Raw genomic sequence first — 2,575 nt, 5'->3', positions numbered from 1 at the left:
AAGAATCTAATGTCTTTCTTACCTTGATTTTGAATTATTTTTGCAGCATCCAGCAGCATTCCAAGGTTATTTACTTTCCTGATAGAACCAGCATATACAATATTTTTATAGTCTTTATTATCTAAATCTGAATCTATTATCTGATGTTCTTCACTGTTTTTATCAAATGTATCAATTACTACCCCATTACTTATATGCTTTACTTTATTTAAATTTACTTGATTATCCCATTTTTGATCCAAAATATATTCTTTGCCACCCTCCCATGTCATAATGATAGAGTCAGCATTTTTATATATCCATTTCTCGCCTTGATATAATACTTTCGCAACTACACTATTTCTTTTTAAAGCACCGTACGCCACAATACTTTCTGGCCAAAGATCTCTTACTTCACAAATACATGGCACCCCTAATTTTCTTGCTACTTTGATTCCTGCAACTAAGGTCAGAGGATGCACACTTGAAGCTAATATTACATCCGGCTTACCATATTGTTCTGCATATTCTTTCGACACAGAAAAAAGATTATTATAAAATGAAAACATATTTTTAATCCGTTGTAGCCCATTACCGTTATAGTGAGGTGTTTTCACAAATATAAATGGGATTCCATTAGTCGAATCTGAAGTATACATATTACTACCAGTATCTATATTTTCATTTGAATTATGAACTGTAGATGCACAAAAAATTGTCGGGTTATAACCCTGTTTGACTAAATTTTCTGCAAACCAATAATGTCTTCCTGCTTGGTCTTTATACATGTTTGTAGCATAATGATTCCAAATCCAAATATTCTTTTTCATACTCTATACTCTCCTAACCGGAACACCAACATAAATTCCTGGTTTAGATATGTCCTTAACCACAACAGAACCAGCACCTACCTTGCATCCGTTAGTGATGGTTATATTATTACTTACTACACTACCAATACCTAACCAAGTTCCTTGGCCAACCTTGACCGTACCTGCTAAATTAGCACCTGGTGAAATATGAACAAAATCTTCAATAAAGTTATCGTGATCAATTGTAGAGCCAGTATTAACAATGCAACTTTTTCCTATTTTAGTACAACAGTTAACTACTGCTCCTGCCATTACAGCTGTTCCAATCCCTATTTCCACTTGATTCCCGATTACTACATTAGGGTGAATTAATATGGGGATACAGGCACCTACTGTTTCTAGCATTTCATGAATCCTTTGTCTTGTAGCATTATTACCAATACCAACAAATGTTTCATATTCATCTAAATGTGAAAAAACGTCATCTGAAGTACCAATGACTTCTAATCCCATTGATGATTTGATGCTTTTGTCATCATCTAAAAAAGCTATACTCTGCCATTTATTCATTTTTATTGCAATGTCAGCAACAACTTTTCCGTGGCCGCTAGCACCAATTATTAAAAGTTTGTTTTTCATGTTTCCATTCTTTCCTTTTTGGTTCCCTTAAAAGGCTCAATTGTTGCAGCAGTTTCTGAATTAATACCTTCTCTAACGAAAACCTTTTTTATGGTTAAAAATATTATTTTCCAATCCTCAATGAACCTTACATTGTCCACATACTCAACATCGAGATTAAATTTATCTTCCCAACTAATCGCATTTCTACCACTAACCTGTGCCAAACCAGATAGTCCTGGTCTTACTTCATGACGTCGTTTTTGATGATTGTTATACAACGGTAAATACTGTACCAATAATGGTCTAGGGCCAACAATAGACATATCACCCTTCAAAATATTAAAAAGTTCCGGTAGTTCATCAAGAGATGTAGAACGTAGCAACCTGCCAAACTTTGTCAGCCTAAAACTATCAGGCAGTAACTCTCCTTTATTATCTCTTTCGTCCGTCATCGTCCTAAACTTATACATCAGAAAAATCTCTTCATTAAGCCCAGGTCTTTTTTGCTTGAATAGAATAGGGCTACCTAATTTTGTTCTTACAAGTATTGCAACTATTATTAATATGGGACTAAGAACAACAATGGCGAATAATGATAGCAAGAAATCCATCGGTCTTTTTATTAATCTCCTATAAATACCACCTTTGGAATTATTCATTACTTAAACCACAACCCCTTAATAGTCTCAACAACTCTTTCTAAATCCTCATCCGTCATTTTCGTATCAGACGGCAGACATACACCGTTCTCAAACAACTTTTCCGATATACCTTCACCCACAAAATCATACTTTTCAAAGAACGGTTGCAAATGCATCGGTTTCCAAACCGGCCTTGACTCAATATTCTCAGCTTCCAATACATCAAATATATCAATTGGTCTAACTTTACCAGTCAATGTCATCGAACTTAACCAGTAATTTGGTTCATCCCATTCATTACTAGGCATAAATTCAACACCTTCAAGCCCACCAAGCTCTCTTTGGTAGAACTCAAAAATATAGTTTTTCTTGGCCACTCTCTGATCCAGCACTTTAAGCTGCCCTCTACCAATCCCAGCAGCAACATTACTCATCCGATAATTAAATCCTAATTCACTATGTTGATAATGCCTTGCTTGATCTCGGGATTGAGTGGCCCAAAATCTCGCCTTAGAAATTCTC

Annotated in this window: 4 protein-coding genes; all 4 read right to left on the bottom strand. The window is 35.1% G+C overall.

From position 1 onward, the window contains the following. The coding region (locus OQ279_RS18220) for a glycosyltransferase family 4 protein (RefSeq protein WP_266071291.1) at positions 1–809 on the bottom strand (809 nt) is incomplete at its 3' end. Positions 810–812: 3 nt separating this feature from the next. Beyond that, the gene (locus OQ279_RS18215; RefSeq protein ID WP_266071290.1) at positions 813–1,430 is read right to left on the bottom strand and encodes an acetyltransferase; all 618 of its coding nucleotides are present in this window, start codon (positions 1,428–1,430) and stop codon (positions 813–815) included. Continuing rightward, a complete protein-coding gene (locus OQ279_RS18210) occupies positions 1,427–2,050 on the bottom strand; it encodes a sugar transferase (RefSeq protein ID WP_266071292.1) in 624 nt (207 codons plus the stop codon). Before OQ279_RS18210 ends, OQ279_RS18215 begins: the two co-directional genes overlap by 4 nt. 20 nt (positions 2,051–2,070) lie before the next feature. Beyond that, positions 2,071–2,575: DegT/DnrJ/EryC1/StrS family aminotransferase (locus OQ279_RS18205; RefSeq protein WP_266071288.1), on the bottom strand; the 505-nt coding region annotated here is incomplete at its 5' end.

Source organism: Salinimicrobium profundisediminis (assembly GCF_026241755.1).
GTDB classification, from domain to species: domain Bacteria; phylum Bacteroidota; class Bacteroidia; order Flavobacteriales; family Flavobacteriaceae; genus Salinimicrobium; species Salinimicrobium profundisediminis.
The sequence above is the reverse complement of the archived record's forward strand: the minus strand, read 5'-3'. Positions and strand labels throughout refer to the sequence as shown.

Excerpts from the sequence above, each read along its gene's own strand:
- OQ279_RS18215 (WP_266071290.1), bottom strand. The coding sequence starts at position 1,430 with ATGAAAAACAAACTTTTAATAATTGGTGCTAGCGGCCACGGAAAAGTT.